The following is a 17,069-nucleotide window of genomic DNA, read 5'->3' as shown; positions in this document are numbered from 1 at the left end:
CCGGCGCGGGTAACACTGGTCGGTTGTGGCTGTCTGGATCGGCGCGTTTGCGTCAGAATCGCGCTCCAGTCCGCTTTGGGTCACCGTTTCGATGAGCTGCAACAGTCAGAAAATCCGCACGTTGCGACAGCAGATTCCCTCGTTCGAGTGCGTGCCCGGCTGCCATGACTGCTGCGGACCGGTGACCACCTCGCCGGAAGAAATGTCGCGCCTGCCGCGCAAGACCCGCGCCGAGCAGGATGCGGCGATGGATGAACTCAACTGTGTGCACTTGGGGCCCAACGGCTGCACGGTGTATGACGAGCGACCGCTGATTTGCCGGTTGTTCGGCACCACCAAGACCTTGCCGTGCCCGAATGGGCGGGGGCCGGTGGAGTTGATTCATCCACGGGTGGAGAAGCAGATTCATGAGTACATGGCTTCTACCCGGCAGGTGCTCGTCTAAGTCGAGACCGAGTCGCCTCAATCGCGAGCAGGCTCACTCCCACATTGGAATGCATTTCAACTGTAGGAGTGAGCCTGCTCGCGATGGGGCCCGATCAGACACCGCAAAACTTTCAATCCGGAATCGGCAGACTCAGACTCTCCTTCACCTCTTCCATCACGATATAGCTCTTCGATTCCCGCACATGCGGCAGCTTGAGCAGGATGTCGCCCAGCAGCTTGCGATAAGAAGCCATCTCCGAGATCCGCGCCTTCACCAGGTAGTCGAAATCCCCTGACACCAAATGGCATTCCAGCACATGGGGCAGTTTCAGCACCGCGCGTCGGAACTCTTCGAAAGTATCGCCGGATTTGTAGTCGAGGCTGATCTCGACGAACACCAGCAGACTACCCTTGAGGTGCTGCGGGTTCAGCCGGGCGTTGTAGCCCATGATGATCCCTTCGCGCTCCAAGCGCCGGACCCGCTCGGTGCAGGGCGTGGTCGAGAGCCCGACCTTTTCCCCAAGCTCCGTGAAGGAGATACGCCCGTCCGCTTGCAGGATCCGCAGGATGTTGCGGTCGATCTTGTCCAGCTCACGTTTGGTCTGAGTGTTGGTACGCATAGGGGATGCGCCTCCGTGAAAAGCGTTTTTGCCGAGAATTGTCGCCAAATATAGGTGCTTATATAGTGAAATGCACTGGCTAATCTTTTTTAAACTGCCCACATCTACGGTCTGTTCTACAAACGTCAGCGGCACGCCGCGATGAGGGATATGAAAATGCGCGTTATGGTCTTGGGTAGCGGCGTCATCGGTACCACCAGTGCTTATTATCTGGCGCGTGCCGGGTTCGAAGTGGTGGTGGTGGACCGTCAGCCGGCTGCGGCCATGGAGACCAGTTTCGCCAACGCCGGGCAGGTTTCGCCGGGTTATGCCTCGCCGTGGGCCGCACCGGGTGTGCCGCTCAAGGCCATCAAGTGGCTGTTGCAGCGCCACGCACCGCTGGCGATCAAGGCCACTGCCGACATCGACCAATACCTGTGGATGGCGCAGATGCTGCGCAACTGTACCGCCAGCCGTTATGCGGTGAACAAGGAGCGCATGGTCCGTCTGTCCGAATACAGCCGTGACTGCCTCGACGAACTGCGCGCCGAAACCGGCATTGCCTACGAAGGCCGCAGCCTCGGTACTACTCAATTGTTCCGCACCCAGGCTCAACTCGACGGCGCCGCGAAAGACATCGCCGTACTGAAAGAGTCCGGCGTGCCGTTCGAACTGCTCGACCGTGCCGGCATTGCTCGCGTTGAGCCGGCGCTGGCCAGCGTGACCGATATCCTTGCCGGTGCCCTGCGCCTGCCGAACGACCAGACCGGCGATTGCCAGATGTTCACCAGTCGCCTGGCCGAAATGGCTGTGAAACTGGGTGTGGAATTCCGCTTCGGCCAAGACATTCAGAAGCTCGACTACGCCGGTGATCGCATCAACGGTGTGTGGATCGACGGCAAGCTGGAAACCGCTGACCGCTACGTATTGGCACTCGGCAGCTACTCGCCGCAACTGCTCAAGCCGCTGGGCATCAAGGCACCGGTTTACCCGCTCAAGGGTTACTCCCTGACCGTGCCGATCACCAACCCGGCGATGGCCCCGACGTCGACCATTCTCGACGAGACCTATAAGGTCGCGATCACCCGTTTCGACAACCGCATCCGCGTAGGCGGCATGGCTGAAATTGCCGGTTTTGACCTGTCGCTGAACCCGCGTCGGCGCGAAACCCTGGAGATGATCGTCAACGACCTTTATCCTCAGGGCGGCGATCTGGCCCAGGCAAGTTTCTGGACCGGTCTGCGTCCGACCACGCCGGACGGCACGCCGATTGTGGGTGCAACGCCGTTCAGCAACCTGTTCCTGAACACCGGTCACGGCACCCTCGGCTGGACCATGGCGTGCGGCTCCGGTCGCTTGCTGGCCGACCTGATGGCGAAGAAAACGCCACAGATCAGTGCAGAAGGCCTCGATATTTCCCGTTATGGCAGCAAAGTCCAGGAGCCCGCAAAACATGGCAATCCAGCGCCAGCTCACCAATGAGCGCATGAGTCAGATCGTCGCTCACAACGGTACGGTGTATTTGGCAGGGCAGGTCGGCGACGACATGAACGCCGGGATTGAACAGCAGACTCGCGAAACCCTCGCCAATATCGAGCGTTTGCTGGATATGGCGGGTACCGACAAGCACCATTTGCTGTCGGTGACGATTTACCTGAAAGACATCGACGCGCACTTCGAAGGCATGAACGCGGTGTGGGACAAGTGGCTGCCAAAAGGCGTCGCCCCGGCCCGTGCAACGGTTGAGTCGAAGCTGTGCGAACCGGAAATCCTGATCGAGCTGTCGGTTGTAGCCGCTCTACCGTAAGCCTGTCAGAAAGATCCCTCTCCCGGTGCTGTTGGCGGTTCACGCTGTCAGCCAGCGCCGGTTTTTATTCCCATGACCGCCTAGAAGCCCTGCCGCCATGCGTCCAGCCCGTGCCCTGATCGACCTTCAAGCCCTGCGTCACAACTTTCAGATCGCCCGTGAACTCACCGGGGCCAAGGCCCTCGCGGTGATCAAGGCGGATGCCTACGGCCATGGCGCAGTGCGTTGCGCCCAGGCGCTGGAGGCCGAGGCGGACGGGTTTGCCGTGGCCTGTATCGAAGAAGCGTTGGAACTGCGCGCTGCCGGCATTCGCGCGCCGGTGTTGTTGCTGGAAGGTTTTTTCGAGGCCGACGAGCTGGCGCTGATCGTCGAGCATGATTTCTGGTGCGTGGTGCATTCGCTGTGGCAGCTTGAAGCCATCGAAAAAGCCGCGCTGAGCAAGCCGATCACGGTCTGGCTCAAACTCGATTCGGGCATGCACCGGGTCGGTCTGCAACCAAAGGATTACCAGGCGGGCTATCAACGGCTGCTGGCCAGCGGCAAGGTCGCGAAAGTGGTGCTGATGAGCCACTTCGCCCGCGCCGATGAGCTGCACAGTCAAGCCAGTGCCGAGCAGGTGGCGGTGTTTGAAGCGGCCCGTCAGGGTTTGTCCGCCGAGGTCAGCCTGCGCAACTCGCCGGCAGTGCTCGGTTGGCCGCAGATCCCGAGTGACTGGGTGCGTCCGGGCATCATGCTCTACGGCGCCACACCTTTCGAAGAAGCCAATGCCGTGGCATCGCGCCTGCAACCGGTGATGACCCTGGAATCGAAAGTGATTTGCGTGCAGGAGCTGCCGGCCGGCGAGCCGATCGGTTACGGCGCCAGGTTCATCACCCAGAAGCCGATGCGCGTTGGCGTGGTGGCGATGGGTTATGCCGATGGCTATCCGCGTCATGCACCGACCGGTACGCCGGTGATGGTCGCCGGGCAGCTCAGCCAGTTGATCGGCCGGGTGTCGATGGACATGCTGTGCATCGATCTGACCGATGTACCGCAAGCCGGCCTCGGTTCGACCGTCGAGTTGTGGGGCAAAAACGTGCTGGCCAGCACCGTGGCGGAAGCCGCGGACACGATTCCCTATCAGATCTTCTGCAACCTGCGCCGGGTTCCGCTGCTCTATTCCGGGGCTTGACCCGAACCGCGCGGACCGGAAGTCGCTTCGCTGAACAGGATTCAGGCCAAAGTGTTGTAAATACTGAACGCTGTCGCCATGATAACGCTCAATATTCCTACAACCTGAATCCTGGAGGCGCAAGCTTGGACGTCGGTGAACGACTGCAATCCATCCGTAAGCTCAAAGGTCTTTCGCAGCGTGAACTCGCCAAACGCGCGGGCGTCACCAACAGCACCATTTCGATGATCGAGAAGAACAGCGTCAGTCCCTCGATCAGTTCGCTGCGCAAGGTTCTGGGCGGGATTCCCATGTCGATGGTCGAGTTCTTTTCCGAAGAGATCCTGCAGGAAAAACCGACTCAGATCGTCTACAAGGCTAACGAACTGATCGATATTTCCGATGGCGCAGTGACCATGAAACTGGTCGGCCGGGCTCACCCGAGCCGCGCCATTGCCTTCCTCAATGAAATCTACCCGCCAGGCGCCGACACCGGTGACGAGATGCTCACCCATGAGGGCGAGGAAACCGGGATTCTGGTGGAAGGGCGTCTGGAGCTGGTGGTCGGGCTGGAAACTTTTGTGCTCGAAGCCGGTGATAGCTACTACTTTGAAAGTACCAAGCCGCACCGTTTCCGTAATCCGTTCGACGCGCCGGCGCGACTAATCAGCGCAGCCACGCCAGCGAATTTTTAAGAGAAGAGGCGCCCTGCCAGCACGGCAGCGGCACCCAAAGGGTTTTTCCGCGGCGCAACAAGACCCCTTCGACTTTGGGGTTGTTTCAGTGCGGCGGGCTTACCGCTATACTTGCGCCCGCCTGCGAACCGTGGCCGTAGGCGTGACTAGCCACCATTGAGGGTGAACGCGTGAACCTAATTATGAAAATGCTGGCTGCACCAGCAACCGTTTTGGCCCTTTGGGCTGTCAGCGCTCAAGCTGCGACGAATGACGATATTGCAAAACGCCTTGATCCAGTTGGCCAAGTTTGTGTTCAGGGTCAAGAGTGCAAGGGGATGGAAGTCGCTGCTGCTTCTGGCGGCGGTGGCGGTGCCAAGGCACCTAAAGACGTGATTGCAAAACATTGCAACGCTTGCCACGGCACCGGCCTTTTGGGCGCGCCGAAAATCGGCGACAAGGCTGCCTGGAAAGAACGCGCCGATCACCAGGGCGGTCTCGACGGCATCCTGGCCAAAGCCATTACCGGTATCAATGCGATGCCGCCTAAAGGCACCTGCGCCGACTGCTCCGACGACGAGCTGAAGGGCGCCATCAAAGAGATGTCCGGCCTGTAACACGCCCGCATCGTTAGCGAAAAAGCCGCCTCCGGGCGGCTTTTTTGTGCCCGTTGTTCACGGACCTGTAGGAGCCGGCTTGCTGGCGATCCAGACGCCGCGGTTAACCAGGTAAACCGTGTGATCGTTCATCGCCAGCAAGCCGGCTCCTACAGGTGGTGGGCATAAAGCGATTTACCGCCCGAGGCTGTTCATTGCAGCAAAGACCCGGCAAGCTCGGTCCAACCCCAATTCATGGAATGTAAGGGAGGATCAGATGGTGCAGCTGTGTTCTATCGAGCAAGCGGTCGATGAGGTGCTGGCGCGGTTGCCGGCGCATATCCACATGGGCCTGCCCCTCGGTCTGGGCAAACCCAACCACTTCGTCAACGCGCTGTATCAACGCGTTGCGCAATTGCCCGAGCGCAAGCTGACGATCTACACCGCGCTGTGCCTGGGCCGTCCTGCATTGGGCGACGGCTTGCAGAAGCGCTTCCTCGAACCCTTCATCGAACGGGTATTCGGCGATTATCCGGAGCTGGATTTCCTCGCGGGCCTGCGCAAGGACAGCCTGCCGCCCAACATCCATATTCAACAGTTTTTCATGCAGCCCGGCAGCCTGCTTCATAGCGAATCCGCCCAGCAGGACTACGTGAGCAGCAACTACAGCCACGCCGCACGGGATATCAACGCGGCCGGTTTGAACCTGGTCGCGCAACTGGTGGCCAGCCACTCCGAACACCCGGATCGCCTGAGCCTGAGTTGCAATCCGGATATCACCCTCGACCTGTTTCCGATGATCGCCAAGCGCAGGGCGGCGGGGGAGACGGTCCTGCTCGTGGGCCAGGTACACAACGACTTGCCGTACATGCCCGGTGATGCGGAAATCGGCATCGACACTTTCGACCTGCTGGTCGACGAGAAAGACAACACCACGCTGTTCTCGACGCCGAACATGCCGGTGGGTTTCCAGGACCATTTCATCGGTCTGCACGCCAGCGCGCTGGTCCGCGATGGCGGCACCTTGCAGATCGGCATCGGCGCCATGGGCGACGCGCTGACGGCGGCGTTGTTGGCGCGGCAGGCGGATAACGCCGGTTACCAGGCACTGCTGGCGGATGTGAATCTGAGCCAGTGGGCGCAGTTGATCGGCCGCGAAGGCGGCGTCGAACCGTTTGCCAAAGGCCTTTATGGTTGCAGCGAAATGTTCGTCAACGGCCTGCTGGTGCTGGTCGACGCCGGCATCGTGCGGCGCAAGGTCTACCCCGATGTGCCAACCCAACAACAGGCGAATGCCGGCACGCTGGATGAAGCGGCGCAAACCGACGGCATTTCGGTGCACGGCGGATTCTTCCTCGGGCCGCGCAGTTTCTACGAGCGTCTTCGAGAGCTGCCCCAGAGCAAGCGACTCGAATTCAACATGACCCGTATCAGCTACATCAACGAGCTGTACGGTCAGGAGGAACTCAAACGCTTGCAACGCCTGGATGCGCGCTTCATCAACACCGTATTCACCATGACGTTGCTCGGGGCCGGCGTGGCCGATCAGCTTGAAGACGGTCGTGTCCTCAGCGGCGTCGGTGGGCAATACAACTTCGTCGCCCAGGGCCATGCGCTGGAAGGCGCGCGTTCGATTCTGCTGCTGCGAAGCTGGCGCGAGGCGGGCGGGGAGGTCAGTTCCAACATCGTCTGGCAATACGGCCATTGCACAATCCCGCGGCATCTGCGGGACATCGTGGTCACTGAATACGGTATCGCCGATTTGCGTGGCAAGACCGATGCGGCAGTGATCGAGGCGTTGCTGAACATCAGCGATTCACGGTTCCAGCCCGGCTTGATCGAGCAGGCGCAGAGTGCCGGGAAACTGCCGAAGAGTTTTCGTCTCGATCCGCGTTTTGCCGACAACCGACCAGAACGTTTACAGGCGATTCAGGCGCGGCATCCGCAGTTGTTTCCGGAGTATCCGCTGGGGAGTGATTTCACCGCGCATGAGCGGGATTTGTTGCGGGCGCTGAACTGGTTGAAGAGCAAGTTCAAGCTGACGGAGATTCTGGAGTTGGGCAAGGCGGCGCTGGATGCGCCCGAACCGGCAGCGTTTCCCGAGCATCTGGAGCGCATGCAGCTGACCAACCCGGAAGGGTTGAAAGAGGACCTGTTTCAGCGGCTGCTGCTCACCGGCCTGAAAGCCACCGCGCAGTAACCGCCAACCCAAAACAACTGTAGGAGCCGGCTTGCCGGCGATAGCGGCGTAACAGTCAACGTAGATGTTGGATGTTAGGGCCTCATCGCCGGCAAGCCGGCTCCTACAGGGTTTGCGGCGTAATCCAATAATAGGGATAACGCGGCAAATGGCGTGGCGTTATTCGATGAAGGTCACGACACCGCCAGCCAGCGACTTAACGCGAGCCAACGATTCAACGCGATAACCCTGCGCATCCAGTTCCGCACGTCCACCCTGGAACGACTTCTCGATCACGATACCCAGACCGGCCACGGTCGCGCCGGCCTGTTTGATGATCGAGATCAGCGCCTGGGACGCCTTACCGTTGGCCAAAAAGTCATCGATGATCAGCACGCGGTCGCTGCTGGTCAGGTGGCGCGGGGAGATCGCCACGGTGCTTTCGGTCTGCTTGGTGAACGAGTAAACGGTCGCCGACAGCAGGTTTTCGGTCAGGGTCAGGGACTGATGCTTGCGCGCGAAAATCACCGGTACGCCCAGGTTCAGGCCGGTCATGATCGCCGGAGCGATGCCCGAGGCTTCGATGGTGACGATCTTGGTGATGCCCGAGTCCTTGAACAGCGCAGCGAACTCGTCGCCGATCAGTTTCATCAGCGCCGGGTCGATCTGGTGGTTCAAAAAGGCGTCGACCTTCAGGACCTGATCGGAAAGCACGATGCCTTGTTCGCGAATTTTCTGGTGCAGTGCTTCCATGAAGCGTTCCTCTACTGGCGCCATGTGCGCCTAGTTTGTGAAAAAGTGTCGGTTAAAAAGTGCTCAATTCTAGCGCTTTAACATCGCCCGTATATCGGCCAATGCGGTATTGCCGCGAACGGCTTTGACTTCTACCGGCGTGTCGTCGGTGCCTTCCCAGGCCAGGTCGTCCGGCGGCAGTTCATCGAGGAAGCGGCTGGGCGCGCAGTCGATGATCTCGCCGTACTGCTTGCGCTTGGCCGCGAAGGTGAAGGCCAGGGTCTGGCGTGCGCGGGTAATGCCAACGTAGGCCAGGCGGCGTTCTTCTTCGATGGTGTCGGCTTCGATGCTGGAGCGGTGCGGGAGGATTTCCTCTTCCATGCCCATGATGAACACGTAAGGGAACTCCAGCCCTTTGGAGGCGTGCAAGGTCATCATCTGCACGCCTTCGGCGCCGTCTTCCTCTTCCTGCTGACGTTCCAGCATGTCGCGCAGGACGAGTTTGCCGATGGCGTCCTCGACGGTCATCTCGCCTTCTTCGTCTTTCTCCAGGGTGTTTTTCAACGCCTCGATCAGGAACCAGACGTTACCCATGCGGTAGTCGGCGGCCTTGTCGCTGGAGCTGTTGGTGCGCAGCCAGTTCTCGTAGTCGATGTCCATGACCATGCTGCGCAGCGCCGAAATCGGGTCTTCGCCGGCGCACTGCTCGCGCACCTTGTCCATGAAACGCTTGAAGCGCGACAGGCGATCGGTGAAGCGCGCATCCAGATGCTCGCCCAGGCCGATTTCGTCGGTGGCGGCGTACATCGAGATTTTGCGTTCGGTGGCGTAGTTGCCGAGCTTCTCAAGCGTCGTCGAACCGATTTCCCGGCGCGGGACGTTGATCACCCGCAGGAAGGCGTTGTCGTCGTCCGGGTTCACGATCAGGCGGAAGTAGGCCATCAGGTCTTTCACTTCCTGGCGTCCGAAAAAGCTGTTGCCGCCGGACAACCGATACGGAATCTGGTGGTGCTGCAACTTCAGCTCGATCAGCTTGGCCTGATAGTTACCGCGATACAGGATCGCGAAATCGCTGTAGGGCCGGTCGGTGCGCAAGTGCAGGGTCAGCAGTTCCACGGCCACGCGCTCGGCTTCGGCGTCTTCGTTGCGGCAGCGGATCACGCGGATCTCGTCGCCGTGACCCATCTCGCTCCACAGCTGCTTTTCGAATTCGTGCGGGTTGTTCGAGATCAGCACGTTGGCGCAGCGCAGGATGCGGCTGGTGGAGCGATAGTTTTGCTCCAGCATCACCACTTTCAGGGACGGGTAGTCGTCCTTGAGCAGCATCAGGTTTTCCGGGCGGGCGCCGCGCCAGGCGTAGATCGACTGGTCGTCGTCGCCCACCACGGTGAACTGGTTGCGCGTGCCGATCAGCAACTTCACCAGCAAATACTGGCTGGCGTTGGTGTCCTGGTATTCGTCCACCAGCAAGTAGCGGACTTTGTTCTGCCACTTTTCGAGGATGTCGGCGTGTTCCTGGAACAGTTTCACCGGCAGCAGGATCAGGTCGTCGAAGTCCACCGCGTTGAACGCCTTGAGCGTGCGTTGGTAGTGGGTGTAGACGATGGCGGCGGTCTGTTCCTTGGGATTGCGCGAGTTTTCCAGGGCTTCGGCGGGCAGGATCAGGTCGTTTTTCCACGAGCCGATCATGTTCTTGATCTCATCGACGCCGTCGTCGCCCGCGTATTCCTTCTGCATGATGTCGGTCATCAGGGCTTTGACGTCGGTCTCGTCGAAGATCGAGAAGCCCGGTTTGTAGCCCAGCCGCACGTGTTCCTTGCGGATGATGTTGAGGCCCAGGTTGTGGAAGGTACACACCGTCAGGCCACGGCCTTCGCCGCCCTTGAGCAGGGTGCCGACCCGTTCCTTCATCTCGCGCGCGGCCTTGTTGGTAAAGGTCATGGCGACGATGTACTGGGCGCGGATGCCGCAGTTCTGGATCAAGTGCGCGATTTTGCGCGTGATCACGCTGGTCTTGCCGGAGCCTGCACCGGCGAGCACCAAAAGAGGGCCGCCGACGTAGCTCACGGCTTCTTGCTGCCGGGGATTGAGTCGGGACATACGTAAATTCAGGAGTCAGTACGAAATGGGCCGGCATTTTAACAGGCTCAGCGAATTGTGCTGCTCTCTCCGACTTGTGACGTAACACGCTATCTATATTTGCCGGTTTTGTTACTTTCACGCAGGATGCGCAACGAATTTGCGACTAATGTTCGTAATTCCGGATACAAAGGCCTCGTTTGATAACTGATGTCGTTGGTCATTGGTTATCGGCACGGCATAATGCCCGCCGCCTACATCATTGCAGAGTCTAGGGAGCTAGCTTGTCTACGCCTGTCGAACCCTTGCGTTTGCTGCTATTGGCCGAAGAGCCAGCGTGGGCAGCGTTGTTGCGCGAGTGTCTGGCTCCAATGGGGAGCTCGGCCGTGCTCATCAGCGCTCCGCGCTGGGAGTCGGTCAGCGCTCTGTTTGATGACAACCGCAGCGCGGTGTTGTTGACGATCCCGGCCCTTCAGCCGGCGCCCGGCCGTTGCAGTTTGCCAACGGTGTTGCTGCTCGAACAGGAGCCGCTGTTGCCGCCCGATGGCGTGAGCGACTGGCTGGTGCGCGATCATCTCGACCCTGGCATGTTGCGCCGTTGCCTGCGCCATGTGCGCGAGCGCGGCGTGCTGGAAAACACCCTGCAACGCCTGGCCGAGCAAGACCCGCTGACCGGCATCGCCAACCGCCAGGGTTTCCAGACCTTGCTGGCCGCGCGACTGGCGGAAAACGACGGCCGTGGCCTGGCCCTCGGACACCTTGACCTCGACAACTTCCGCCACGCCAACGACGCCCTCGGCCATCAGGCCGGCGACCGCTTGATCCTGCAAGTGGTCGCGCGCCTGAAAAGCCAGCTCGAGGCCGGCGATCAACTGGCGCGGCTGGGCAGCGATGAATTCGCCCTGCTGATCGACACCCGCCGCGCGCCGCAACGCGCCGAATGGATGGCCGAACGCATCACCGAAGCGTTGGCCGAGCCCTATTGGGTCGACGGCGAAAGCCTGTTGATCGGTTCCAGCCTGGGCATCGCCCACGCCCGCGCCCAGGCCGGCGCCGATCCGTTGATGTGGCACGCGCACATCGCCATGCAGCAGGCCAAGAGCACTCAAGGCTGCACCTTTCACATCTTCAACGAACGCATCAACCGCAATGCCCGCAGCATGGCCGACCTCGAAAGCGAGCTGCGCCGGGCGTTGCGTCGCGATGAGCTGGAACTGCATTACCAGCCACGCCTGAACCTTGAGGACGGGCAGATCGTGGGCCTCGAAGCCCTGGTGCGCTGGCGCCATGCCGAGCGTGGGTTGCTGCCGCCGAGCGAGTTCGTGCCACTGGCCGAGCAAAGCGGCTTGATCGTGCCACTCGGTTACTGGGTGATTTCCCGCGCGTTGCGCGACATGCAGGCGTTGCGCGAGCTCGGTCTGCCGGCGCTGCACATGGCGATCAACCTGTCGTTCCGCCAGTTTCAGGACAGCCAATTGTTGTCGACCCTGAGCCGGCTGATTGCCGAGCGTGGCGTCGAAGCGCAGTGGCTGGAATTCGAACTGACCGAAACGGCGGTCATGCGCCGCAGCGATCTGGTGAAACAGACCATGGATGCCCTCGGGCGCCTGGGCGTGCGGTTCTCGCTCGACGACTTCGGCACCGGGTTCTCGTCCTTCGTGCACCTCAACAGCCTGCCGATTGCCTTGCTGAAGGTCGACAAGAGTTTCGTCGGCGGAATGGAAGGGCGCGAAGAGAATCGCAAACTGGTGCACGCGATGATCAACCTGGCGCACAACCTCAATCTTGAAGTGGTCGCCGAGGGCGTGGAAACGCCGGAGCAGCTGGATCTGTTGCGCGGGTTTGGTTGCGATCAGGTGCAGGGTTATCTGATCAGCAAGCCGTTGCCATTGACGGAGCTGATTGAGTATTTGAGTTTTGGCAGCAGTCAGCAGCCGATGCTAGAGATCGTGAGCTGACACGAATCCCTGTAGGAGCGAGCCTGCTCGCGATGGTGTGTCAGCTAAGAAAGTGTCGGCTGACACACCATCGCGAGCAGGCTCGCTCCTACAAGGGATTTCAGTCGGGCTGGGCGACTTCGAAACGCTGCGATGTCGGCTCCCGCCGAATCATCCGCTTCATCTTCCACTCGAACGCCAGCGTCAGGCTCACCGCCGCGCACGCCAGGCCCAGCGCCAAGCCCCACCAGACACCCGTCGGCCCCCAGTGCAAATGGAACGCCATCCACCACGCGGCGGGCGCGCCGATCAGCCAATAGCAACCCAACCCGACCAGGAACGTGGTCTTGGCGTCCTTGAGCCCGCGAATGCAGCCCATGGCGATGGTTTGCGTACCGTCGAACAGCTCGAACCAAGCCGCCACCGCCAGCAGGCTCACCGCCAGGTTGATGACGTCGCGGAACGCGGGGTCGTTGTGATCGAGAAACAGGCCGATCAACTGATTCGGCAACAGCCAGAAGACCATCGCGAAACCGAGCATCGCCGCTGCGCCAAAGGCGATCCCGACCCGCCCGGCAAGCCGCGCGTCCAGCAGCTGCCCGGCGCCGTAATGCTGGCCGATGCGCATGGTGATCGCATAAGAAAGCCCCGCCGGAATCATGAACGCCACCGAGACGATCTGCAGCGCGATCTGATGCGCGCCCAGTTGCGTACTGCCCATGGTGCCCATGCACAGCGCGGCGAAGGCAAACAGCCCGACTTCCACTGCGTAGGTGCCGCCAATCGGCAGACCCAGGCGCCACAACTCCTTCAGGTACTGCCGGTTTGGCCGCGACAAGCCCTGGCGCAATGGATACGCGTCGTACGCCGGGTGCCGCCGAATGTGCAGCGCCAACGCCACGGCCATCAGGTTGGCAACAATTGCCGTGACCAGACCGATACCCACCAGGCCCATTTTCGGCAGGCCGAACATCCCGGTGATCAACGCATAATTGAGCACGAAGTTGGCCACCGTGCCGCCGAGGCTGATGACCATCACCGGTGTCGCCCGGCCAATCGCGCTGGTGAAACCGCGCAGGGCCATGAAGCTCAGGTAGCCGGGCAAGGCGAACGGCAAAATCAACAGGAACTGCCCGGCTGACTGGACGTTGGTTTCGGTCTGGCCAAACATCAGCAACACCGGTTTGAGGTTCCACAGCAGCAGCCCGGCGACGAGGGCCATCAACCACGCCAGCCACAACCCGGCCTGGGTCAGCCGCGCCGCGCCAACGATATCGCCCGCGCCCTGACGGATCGCCACCAACGTGCCGACCGCTGCAATCACGCCGATGCAAAAGATCGACACAAACGAATAGGTCGCCGCGCCGAGTCCGCCGCCAGCCAATGCCTCGGGGCTCAGGCGCGCCATCATCAATGTGTCGGTGAGGACCATCAGCATGTGCGCCAACTGCGAGGCAATCAACGGCCCCGCCAGCCGCAGGATGGCCCAGAGTTCAATACGTGCTGGATGCTGCATGGTCATCACGCCCGATTATCAAAGAGAACAGGAAAGCGTCGATTCTCGGCGCTCTGCGGGGTTTGCACAAAGGGATAAAAAGGATGGGTGGCATGATTAAAACTCATCCTGGTGAGTTTCTGATAAGTTGACGAAATTACGCTATAGGAGCTTTCCGTATGTCCCGTCGTCTTCCTCCCTTGTATGCCCTTCGTGCATTTGAAGCGGCGGCGCGGCATAGCTCGTTTACCCGTGCCGCTGAAGAGTTGTCGATTACGCAGAGTGCGGTCAGTCGGCATATTCGTACGCTTGAAGAGCATTTTGCCTGTCGGCTGTTTCATCGCAGCGGGCGCAATTTGCAACTGACCGAGTCGGCGCGGCTGATCCTGCCGGGCATTCGCGAAGGCTTCACCGCCCTTGAGCGGGCCTGCAATACCTTGCGCGCTGAAGATGACATCCTGCGCATGAAAGCGCCGTCGACCCTGACCATGCGCTGGCTGCTGGCGCGGCTCAGCCGTTTCCGCCACCTGCAACCGGGCAACGAAGTGCAACTGACCAGCGCCTGGATGGACGTCGATTCAGTGGACTTCAACCATGAGCCGTTCGACTGCGCCGTGATCCTCAGCAATGGGCATTTTCCGCCGGACTGGGAGGCGAGCCTCCTGTTCCCGGAGGAGCTGATTCCGGTCGGTGCACCGAATCTTCTGAAGGACCAACCGTGGGACGTCGCGCGCCTGGCCCATGCCGAACTGCTGCACCCGACGCCGGACCGGCGTGACTGGCGCAACTGGCTGGAGCGCATGGGGCTGACGGATCAGGTGTCGCTCAAGGGCGGGCAGGTGTTCGATACGCTGGAGTTGGGAATGATCGCCGCCGCCCGGGGTTATGGCGTGTCGATGGGCGATCTGTTGATGGTGGCCGAAGATGTGGCGCAGGGCCGTCTGAGTTTGCCGTGGCCGACCGCCGTCGCCAGTGGTGAGAATTATTACCTCGTCTGGCCGAAAACCCGCCCGGGAGGTGAACGTTTGCGCCGCCTCAGTGATTTCCTGCAAGGCGAGGTGCGGGCGATGAAATTGCCGGACGTCGAACACTTGTGCTGAATCGATAGAGCCCTTGAAATAGCGGCCTTGAGCCATATCCCGGCTATTTACTCAAGTATTCAGGTTTGCCGCCGAAAATCTGCAGATGGAACCTTCGTGCAGGTTCGACGTAATTCCCCATTATTAGAAATTATGCTGAGTAGCCGATCAAGGAGGATCAGATCGCTCGGCCAGGAGCTGTCATGTCTCAACCTCGTGCCCGGATTGCCTCACAGCTTGGCCTTGCGCTCGCCATTATCCTGGCGATTGTCATCAGCGGCAGTACCCTGTTTGCCCTGCGTTCACTGGACACGGCCAACCTCGCCACCCGCGAAGAGCACCTGGCCAGTGAGGCGCGGTTGCTGGCCGACCAGTTGAGTACGTTTCACGGCACGTTGCGTGAAAGTACCCTGCGCCTTGCGGGGTTGTTCGAAAAGCGTTTCAGTGGCGGGCTGAGCGTGCACCCGGATGCGCCGGTGAACGTGGCGGGCACCCAGACTCCGGGCCTGCAACTGGGCGGCGAAGTGCTCAATAACAACTTCAAGGAAGTGGACGAGTTCAAGCAGATGACCGCCGGCGTGGCCACGGTGTTCGTGCGCAGCGGCGAGGACTTCATTCGGGTCAGTACCAACGTCACCAAACAGGATGGCAGTCGTGCCATTGGCACTGTTCTCGATCATGCGAACCCGGCTTATGCCCGTTTGATGGCGGGGCAGAGTTTCGTCGGACGGTCTTTGCTTTTTGAACGCTACTACATGTCGCAGTACACCCCGGTACGCGACAGCGGCGGCAAGGTCATTGCCGTGCTGTATGTCGGTTTCGACTACACCGACGCGCAGAAAGCCCAGTTCGAAAACCTCAAGCGATTCCGCATCGGCAAGACCGGTTCCCTGGCGTTGCTCGACGAGCAGAACAAATGGCTGGTACCGATCGCCGGCGTGGAAGCGCTGGATAAAGCCGTTCCAGCCATCACCGCCCTGGCGAAAACCCCGAGCGAGGGCGGTTTCTGGAGCGACACGTCCGAAGACTTCTACAGTGTTTCCGTGCCGTTCCAGGACGGTCCGTGGTCGGTCGTGGCGAGCATGCCGCAAGACGAAATCAGCGCGGTGACCTGGAGCGTCGGCATTCAATTGGCGATCGGCAGCCTGCTGGCAATGTTGATCGCGGTCGGCTCGGCAGTCTGGCTGCTGCGCAGCAAACTCGCGCCGCTGGGTGATCTGGTGCGTCAGGCCGAAGCCCTGGGGGCCGGCGACCTGAGCGTGCGTCTAGACGTGTCGAGCAACGACGAAATCGGTCAGCTGGCCCGTGCCTTCAATCAGATGAGCCAAGCGCTGTCGACGATGGTCGAGCACATCCGCCGGGCCTCGCAAGAGGTCAACAGCCGTGCCCAGGCCTTGTCCGGTTTGTCTGGCGGTGCCTATGAAGGCATGGAGCAGCAGTCCGGCGAAATCACCAGCATGGCTGGTGCCGTGGAAGAATTCAGCGCCACCTCGTTGAACATTGCCGACAACATGGGCAGCACTCAGCGTCTGGCGCAGGAAAACGCACAGCAAACCCAGATCGGTCGTACATCGATGGGTGAAGCGTCCTCGTCCCTGGAGCAAATCGCTGGCGCGCTGAACAGCACGGCCACGGTGATCAACACCTTGGGTCAGCGTTCTCAGGAAATCGGCGGCATTGTCGGGGTGATCACCTCGATTGCCGAGCAAACCAACCTGCTGGCGCTCAACGCGGCCATCGAAGCGGCGCGTGCCGGTGAGCAGGGCCGTGGTTTTGCGGTGGTGGCCGATGAAGTGCGCAACCTGGCTTCACGCACTCGCCAGGCCACCGACGAAATTTCCGGGATGATTCAGAGCATCCAGCAGGAAACCGGCAATGCCATTAGCACCATGGAGCAGGGCAAAGTCTTGATGCAGGAAGGCTTGTCGCGTAACGCCAATGTCGCCTCGGCACTGGCGCGGATCGATGAGCAAAGCCGTTCCGCCGGTGAGCAGTTCGCCGCGATCACCACCGCGACCCAGGAGCAGAGCAGCACCGCGACCCTGCTCAGCAGCAACCTGCAAAGCATTGCGCTGGCGAACAGCGAGCAGCGGGAAGTGGTGTCGAACCTGGCGGTGACCGCCAAAGAGCTGGAGAGCCTGGCGGCGGAACTGCGCCAAGAGGTTGACCGGTTTCGTTGAGTCTCCTTTGAAATCGCCTTCGCGGGCAAGCCTTGCTCCTACAGGACGAGCGGCGTCTCACTGATTTGTGAACGACGCTGGACCTGTAGGAGCGAGCGGTGCGGCGATCCGACTTGCCCGCGAAGGGGTCACCGCA

14 protein-coding genes are annotated in these 17,069 nt (G+C 60.8%); 10 read left to right on the top strand and 4 right to left on the bottom strand.

Annotated features, from left to right (window positions below):
* Positions 1-91: 91 nt before the first annotated feature.
* Entirely contained in the window at positions 92-445 is a 354-nt protein-coding gene (locus tag PMI32_RS12040; protein ID WP_007947437.1) for a YkgJ family cysteine cluster protein, read from the top strand.
* A 112-nt stretch (positions 446-557) separates the two neighbouring features.
* On the opposite strand, the gene PMI32_RS12045 is transcribed toward PMI32_RS12040, so the two are convergent.
* Complete coding sequence (locus PMI32_RS12045) at positions 558-1,046, bottom strand: Lrp/AsnC ligand binding domain-containing protein (RefSeq protein ID WP_003177284.1); 489 nt, start codon at positions 1,044-1,046, stop codon at positions 558-560.
* A gap of 156 nt (positions 1,047-1,202) precedes the next feature.
* On the opposite strand from PMI32_RS12045, the gene dadA reads away from it, so the two are divergent.
* The 6 genes from dadA to PMI32_RS12070 all read left to right on the top strand — a co-directional run bounded on the left by dadA (position 1,203) and on the right by PMI32_RS12070 (position 7,452).
* Entirely contained in the window at positions 1,203-2,507 is a 1,305-nt protein-coding gene (gene dadA, locus PMI32_RS12050) for a D-amino acid dehydrogenase (RefSeq protein WP_008030556.1), read from the top strand.
* A complete protein-coding gene (locus PMI32_RS12055; protein WP_008030554.1) occupies positions 2,479-2,832 on the top strand; it encodes a RidA family protein in 354 nt (117 codons plus the stop codon). The genes dadA and PMI32_RS12055 overlap by 29 nt, the downstream gene beginning before the upstream one ends.
* 97 nt (positions 2,833-2,929) lie before the next feature.
* The gene (alr, locus tag PMI32_RS12060; RefSeq protein ID WP_008030552.1) at positions 2,930-4,003 is read left to right on the top strand and encodes an alanine racemase; all 1,074 of its coding nucleotides are present in this window, start codon (positions 2,930-2,932) and stop codon (positions 4,001-4,003) included.
* 125 nt (positions 4,004-4,128) lie between these two features.
* Entirely contained in the window at positions 4,129-4,677 is a 549-nt protein-coding gene (locus PMI32_RS12065) for a cupin domain-containing protein (protein ID WP_007947433.1), read from the top strand.
* A gap of 182 nt (positions 4,678-4,859) precedes the next feature.
* Positions 4,860-5,273 (top strand): c-type cytochrome, encoded by a 414-nt coding sequence (locus PMI32_RS0128900; RefSeq protein WP_032828815.1) that lies wholly within the window; start codon positions 4,860-4,862, stop codon positions 5,271-5,273.
* A 256-nt stretch (positions 5,274-5,529) separates the two neighbouring features.
* A complete protein-coding gene (locus tag PMI32_RS12070; RefSeq protein WP_008030549.1) occupies positions 5,530-7,452 on the top strand; it encodes an acetyl-CoA hydrolase/transferase C-terminal domain-containing protein in 1,923 nt (640 codons plus the stop codon).
* Between the two features lie 159 nt (positions 7,453-7,611).
* Here the strand turns inward: PMI32_RS12070 and PMI32_RS12075 are convergent, their stop codons facing one another.
* Both PMI32_RS12075 and rep read right to left on the bottom strand, forming a co-directional pair.
* Positions 7,612-8,184, bottom strand: coding sequence for a xanthine phosphoribosyltransferase (locus tag PMI32_RS12075; RefSeq protein WP_008030547.1), 573 nt, complete (start codon positions 8,182-8,184; stop codon positions 7,612-7,614).
* Between the two features lie 69 nt (positions 8,185-8,253).
* Positions 8,254-10,263, bottom strand: a complete 2,010-nt coding sequence (gene rep / locus PMI32_RS12080) for a DNA helicase Rep (RefSeq protein ID WP_008030544.1) — start codon at positions 10,261-10,263, stop codon at positions 8,254-8,256.
* A gap of 263 nt (positions 10,264-10,526) precedes the next feature.
* Here rep and PMI32_RS12085 point away from each other — a divergent pair, with 263 nt between their 5' ends.
* Positions 10,527-12,200: a putative bifunctional diguanylate cyclase/phosphodiesterase gene (locus tag PMI32_RS12085; RefSeq protein ID WP_008030543.1), complete on the top strand. Its 1,674-nt coding sequence runs from the start codon at positions 10,527-10,529 to the stop codon at positions 12,198-12,200.
* Positions 12,201-12,300: 100 nt separating this feature from the next.
* Here the strand turns inward: PMI32_RS12085 and PMI32_RS12090 are convergent, their stop codons facing one another.
* The gene (locus tag PMI32_RS12090; protein WP_008030540.1) at positions 12,301-13,695 is read right to left on the bottom strand and encodes a NorM family multidrug efflux MATE transporter; all 1,395 of its coding nucleotides are present in this window, start codon (positions 13,693-13,695) and stop codon (positions 12,301-12,303) included.
* A gap of 158 nt (positions 13,696-13,853) precedes the next feature.
* Here PMI32_RS12090 and PMI32_RS12095 point away from each other — a divergent pair, with 158 nt between their 5' ends.
* On the top strand, positions 13,854-14,774 hold the full coding sequence (locus PMI32_RS12095) for a LysR substrate-binding domain-containing protein (RefSeq protein ID WP_008030538.1): 921 nt from the start codon (positions 13,854-13,856) through the stop codon (positions 14,772-14,774).
* Between the two features lie 182 nt (positions 14,775-14,956).
* Positions 14,957-16,933: a methyl-accepting chemotaxis protein gene (locus PMI32_RS12100; RefSeq protein WP_008030537.1), complete on the top strand. Its 1,977-nt coding sequence runs from the start codon at positions 14,957-14,959 to the stop codon at positions 16,931-16,933.
* Positions 16,934-17,069: the final 136 nt, after the last annotated feature.

This window comes from Pseudomonas sp. GM60 (assembly GCF_000282415.1).
In the GTDB taxonomy this organism is placed as follows: Bacteria; Pseudomonadota; Gammaproteobacteria; order Pseudomonadales; family Pseudomonadaceae; genus Aquipseudomonas; species Aquipseudomonas migulae.
The sequence above is the reverse complement of the archived record's forward strand: the minus strand, read 5'-3'. Positions and strand labels throughout refer to the sequence as shown.